6 protein-coding genes and 1 pseudogene are annotated in these 4,490 nt (G+C 33.7%); 6 read left to right on the forward strand and 1 reads right to left on the reverse strand.

What is annotated here, in order from left to right; translation table 11 throughout:
- Positions 1-203: 203 nt before the first annotated feature.
- Together ACTND6_RS10480 and eutH are read left to right on the forward strand one after the other, a co-directional pair.
- Positions 204-260: pseudogene (locus ACTND6_RS10480) on the forward strand (hypothetical protein); the annotation flags it as partial.
- 52 nt (positions 261-312) lie between these two features.
- A complete protein-coding gene (gene eutH, locus ACTND6_RS10485; protein ID WP_441024141.1) occupies positions 313-465 on the forward strand; it encodes an ethanolamine utilization protein EutH in 153 nt (50 codons plus the stop codon).
- Positions 466-488: 23 nt separating this feature from the next.
- On the opposite strand, the gene ACTND6_RS10490 is transcribed toward eutH, so the two are convergent.
- The gene (locus ACTND6_RS10490; protein WP_441024143.1) at positions 489-656 is read right to left on the reverse strand and encodes a hypothetical protein; all 168 of its coding nucleotides are present in this window, start codon (positions 654-656) and stop codon (positions 489-491) included.
- A gap of 65 nt (positions 657-721) precedes the next feature.
- Here ACTND6_RS10490 and ACTND6_RS10495 point away from each other — a divergent pair, with 65 nt between their 5' ends.
- The 4 genes from ACTND6_RS10495 to ACTND6_RS10510 are packed head-to-tail and all read left to right on the forward strand — an operon-like array spanning position 722 to position 4,414.
- Positions 722-1,378 carry an HAD family hydrolase gene (locus ACTND6_RS10495; RefSeq protein ID WP_441024145.1) on the forward strand — a complete coding sequence of 219 codons (657 nt, stop codon included), beginning with the start codon at positions 722-724 and terminating at the stop codon, positions 1,376-1,378.
- 33 nt (positions 1,379-1,411) lie between these two features.
- Positions 1,412-1,969 carry an N-acetyltransferase family protein gene (locus ACTND6_RS10500; RefSeq protein WP_441024147.1) on the forward strand — a complete coding sequence of 186 codons (558 nt, stop codon included), beginning with the start codon at positions 1,412-1,414 and terminating at the stop codon, positions 1,967-1,969.
- A 37-nt stretch (positions 1,970-2,006) separates the two neighbouring features.
- The gene (locus ACTND6_RS10505; protein WP_441024149.1) at positions 2,007-2,927 is read left to right on the forward strand and encodes an AAA family ATPase; all 921 of its coding nucleotides are present in this window, start codon (positions 2,007-2,009) and stop codon (positions 2,925-2,927) included.
- On the forward strand, positions 2,924-4,414 hold the full coding sequence (locus ACTND6_RS10510; RefSeq protein ID WP_441024151.1) for a hypothetical protein: 1,491 nt from the start codon (positions 2,924-2,926) through the stop codon (positions 4,412-4,414). The genes ACTND6_RS10505 and ACTND6_RS10510 overlap by 4 nt, the downstream gene beginning before the upstream one ends.
- Positions 4,415-4,490 lie beyond the last annotated feature (76 nt).

The following is a 4,490-nucleotide window of genomic DNA, read 5'->3' on the forward strand; positions in this document are numbered from 1 at the left end:
GTATATGGCATGTCCATGTATGGAATGTAATAAGAAGATATGTGCTGATTCATAGCCCTTCGGACTGTAAGATTGGGTATATTTTCAAATTATCGGCTTGTGGTCAAGCATGTAGATGCACGGCCATTCAATGACCGAGTAGCTCACTGTTTTGTGAAATTGTTTTAAGAAAGTTCTCTAGACAAATTGAAAAAGTTGGACAGATTCTTCAGATTGATAAATATTCAGTGATGGGAATCATTTTATCGTTTGGAACAAGTATAGCAATGCTTCCTTTATTTTCTAAGATGAACCAAAAAGGAAAAATATTGAATGCTGCTTTTTTCATTGAGTGGTGCATTTGTGTTTGGTGGACAGCTTGGTTTTATTGCGGGAGTAAACCCCGATAGTATTACGTGGTTTGTTGTAGTAAAACTTGTTGCGGGAATTGCGGGTTTATTGATTGCAAATCTATGTGAAAAATGAACAGTATAATGAAAACAGCTACTCTATTGGTTAGTTGTTTGATTTGTTTCATCTTCAATTTTTTCAAATACAGGAATGTGATCAATTGATCCTTTTGCCTTGATGGTTGTGTTTCCTTTATGAATTGTGTTATCAAGTGTATTTTTCCATGTTCCTTCTGTCAGGGAGATATCTCTTTCAAATTGATTCATAAAAGATATCCAAAGATGAGTGTATACTGGTATAAACTAGTATTTGAGACAAAAGAGGTATAGAAATGCGGTTTTACAAAGGTGTAATATTTGATTTTAATGGAACTTTGTTTTTTGATAATTCCAAACATATATTAGCCTGGTCAAAGATATCTCAAGATATTAGAAACCATGGAATCAGTGAAGAAGAGCTTCATGAACATATTAATGGTGTACCTAATCATAAAGTTGTTGCATATATGTTTCATGGACAATGTACAGAAGAACAAATGAAAAAATATTCGGAACTAAAAGAAGAATATTATCGGCAATTCTGTAAAGAAGATAAAGATAGTTTTCATTTAGTGAAAGGTGCAGAGGCATATTTTGATGTATTGAAAAAAGATAATATTCCTTTTACGATTGCTTCTGCATCGATTAAGCAAAACATTGATTTCTTTGTGGAATCATTTCATCTTGATCGCTGGTTGGATCCTTCTTCTATTGTGTATGATGATGGTACATATGAAAATAAAATAGCGATGTTTAAAAAAGCAGCAGATGTTATTGGGGTAGATATTCATGACTGCTTGATCTTTGAAGATAGTATCAGCGGAATTTCTAGTGCATATCAGGCAGGATGTAATGCAATTGTTGTGGTAGATTCTGCAAATAAAAAAGATGAATATGGGAAATTACCTGGTGTGATTCAAGTCATTGATTCTTTTGAAAATTTTGTATAAATCATAAAATTGAATAATAAAAGGGGTTTGAAAATGTATATCGAAGAAAAAAGAATTCAGTTAAAAAATGAAAAGGAAGCGTTTATTCGTAATCCAGTAGAAACAGAAGCAAATGAAATGATTGCATTTCTAAGAACTGTATCGTCAGAAACACCGTATTTATTGCGTTATCCTGAAGAATTTGATTTTCTGAATGAGAGTACAGAAAGTTTCTGGCTACGCCATGTGGTTGTTTCACAAAAGGAAGCAATGCTTGTGTGTGAAGTGGATGGAAAGATTGTTGGAAATTGTCATATTGAATGGGATGATACTTTGAAGACAAGACATCGTGCTAGTATTGGAATATCTGTTTTGAAAGAATACTGGAATTTAGGGATTGGTACATACTTCATGAATGCAATGATTGAAATTGCGGAAGAGAATCCATTTATTTTACAGATAGAATTGGATTATATTGAAGGTAATACTCGTGCAAGAGCACTGTATGAAAAGATGGGATTTCGTATTTGTGGAATTTTACCAAATGCGTATCAGTTAAAAGATGGAACAATGTTAAATGAATACAAAATGATGAAAGTATTAAAAAAATGAGTGCTATAATTTCCTGTAGAAGATCGAGGCGATAATAATGGAAGATCTAATGCAGTTTCTTCGTGAAGAAGGTATATCTGAAGATGTATTACATGAGGTGCATGAGTATGTGGTTTCTCATCCAGTGAGTGATGCTATGAAACAACGTATTCCTGTACCTCATTTTATGTATTATGGAGTGAATGTCTGGGGAGATGCATTGTGTGCGCTGCTATGTGGGAAAAACATACTGCTTGTTGGTGAAAAGGCAACGGGAAAAAATGTTCTGTGTGAAAATCTTGCCTATGTATTTCAAAGACCAAGCTGGGATATTTCTTTCCATGTAAATATGGATGCAGCTAGTTTAATTGGGACGGATTCTTTTGAGAACGGTAAAGTTGTTTTTAGGGAAGGTCCTGTGTATAGATGTGCTTTGAATGGTGGATTTGGCATTCTGGATGAAATTAATATGGCAAAAAATGAAGCACTGGCTGTTTTGCATTCTGTACTGGATTTTAGAAGAGTGATTGATGTACCTGGATATGACCGTATTGTTTTAAAGGATGAAACAAGGTTTATTGCGACAATGAATTATAATTATGCTGGTACAAGAGAGCTGAATGAAGCGCTATCTTCTAGATTTGTGGTCATTCAAATGCCTCCAATCACACAAGAAGATTTACAGAGACTTTTGAAAAAACAATTTCCTGATATGCTAGATAAATATGTGAAGCAGTTTGCGTTATTATTTCTGGATTTTCAAAAGAAGTGTGAAAATACTGAACTGTCTACAAAAGCGTTGGATCTTAGAGGAATGCTTGATGCGATTGATTTGATGCATAAAGGGCTAAGCGTGAAAGAAGCTTTAGATCTAGGTATTACAAATAAAACATTTGATATATATGAAAAGCAATTGATTCATGATGTGATCAATGCAAGGATCTCTTCAAAACGATTGCCTTCAGAGATATTTCAATGAGAACGTATAATGTGGTAGAAAAGCGTGCAGTGAATCAAATCTGGACGGCGAGTGGAGAATATCATTTTGAACCACTCTTTTTAGCAATTCATAAACGAAGCGGAATTCCAAATTTCTATATGAATCTAGTAATTGGATTGACGTATAAGTATTATGGTGAAGATGTTGTGAATCAATTGTTTGATCGCTGGAGAGGGGATATGCATCAATCTATGCTGGATGATCTAACATGGCTGATGCTTGAAGATATTGTCTATATAAAAGAAATTGTGCAGCGACCTGTATTACATGAATTACGTGAGCAATATGCAAAGAATTTTTTTGCGAGTGAATATCAGCTTTCTAGACAGGAATGGATGAGCAAGAATCAGTTAGTTTATACAATGCAGGTATCGCATTATTCTCGAATTTTAAATAGAAAACAGCCAGTGATGACAATGCGTGAAAAGCAATTGTCAGATGCAATGAATATACAAAAAGATATTGAACAGTCAATGCTGGTACACACAATTTTAGATATTTTTAAAAGATATGATTTGTTTGATGGCAATAAGCATGAAAAACATTCGCATGTATTTCATTTACACGGCATATTTGCATATATTATGACACATTTAATGCCAACACAGCTTGTGAAAACGGATCGAGTTGTAGTGATGCGTTCTTCTCAAATTGATGAAGAAGGAGAAGGTTTTCTGCAGTCTAAAAATGCAAGTAATATTGTTTTGAAACAACATGAATCAGATCGAACGTATATCGAAAAATGTTTTGGCAGATCTATCTACTCTAATAAGAAATTGCAATTACTGGAAAAACAAATCTGTACAGGAAATCATATTGGGTGTCATGTATGGATTACAGATGGTGTAAAAGATGATACAGAAAAGATTACTGCAGAAGAAAAATATTTAAGAGATCAGGCGGATCTGCAGGAAAAAAGAAATCGAGAGTACTACTATAAAAATATAGCATTACATAAAAGTATGATTTATAAATTGAAAAATGAAATTGAGAATTCACTTTTGATTCATCAAGAGAAAAATGAAATTGTTGGACGTAGTGGAACACTTGATAAAAGACGCGTGTATCGTGCAGTGTATGCAAATGATGATCGTATCTTTTTAAGAAGTGAAGAGGAAACAAGTCCTTTGTTTTCTGTGGATCTTGTCTTAGATGCTTCTGCATCTCGTCTGTCTTTTCAGGAAGTGATTGCTTCGCAAGGGTATGTTCTTTCGGAAAGTTTAAAAGCTTGTCATATACCGGTAAGAATATCTGAATTTAACAGTTTACGGGGATATACAGTTTTACGGATTTTGAAGTCATTTCAAGAAAAAAGAAGTGAATCTGTATTTCAGTATTTTGCTTCTGGGTGGAATCGTGATGGATTAATGTTGAAAGAAATTGGAGATTTGCTGGAAGAAGAACATGGAGATGTGAAAGAACATTTAGTGATTGGCTATATTAGCAAAATGGTGAACATATTTTAATATTGTACGAATATATGGACAGTAACAACAATTAAGCAGCATTATAATGTCAGCACATTCAAGGAGATGACATTAT

This window comes from Bulleidia sp. HCP3S3_C9, assembly GCF_052064035.1.
Taxonomy (GTDB): Bacteria; Bacillota_I; Bacilli_A; order Erysipelotrichales; family Erysipelotrichaceae; genus Bulleidia.

Bases quoted from the DNA above. Each gene is read 5' to 3' on its own strand.
- ACTND6_RS10500 (WP_441024147.1), top strand. From the start codon at position 1,412: ATGTATATCGAAGAAAAAAGAATTCAGTTAAAAAATGAAAAGGAAGCG.
- ACTND6_RS10505 (WP_441024149.1), top strand. From the start codon at position 2,007: ATGGAAGATCTAATGCAGTTTCTTCGTGAAGAAGGTATATCTGAAGAT.
- ACTND6_RS10510 (WP_441024151.1), top strand. From the start codon at position 2,924: ATGAGAACGTATAATGTGGTAGAAAAGCGTGCAGTGAATCAAATCTGG.
- ACTND6_RS10495 (WP_441024145.1), top strand. From the start codon at position 722: ATGCGGTTTTACAAAGGTGTAATATTTGATTTTAATGGAACTTTGTTT.
- eutH (WP_441024141.1), top strand. From the start codon at position 313: ATGCTGCTTTTTTCATTGAGTGGTGCATTTGTGTTTGGTGGACAGCTT.
- ACTND6_RS10490 (WP_441024143.1), bottom strand. From the start codon at position 656: ATGAATCAATTTGAAAGAGATATCTCCCTGACAGAAGGAACATGGAAA.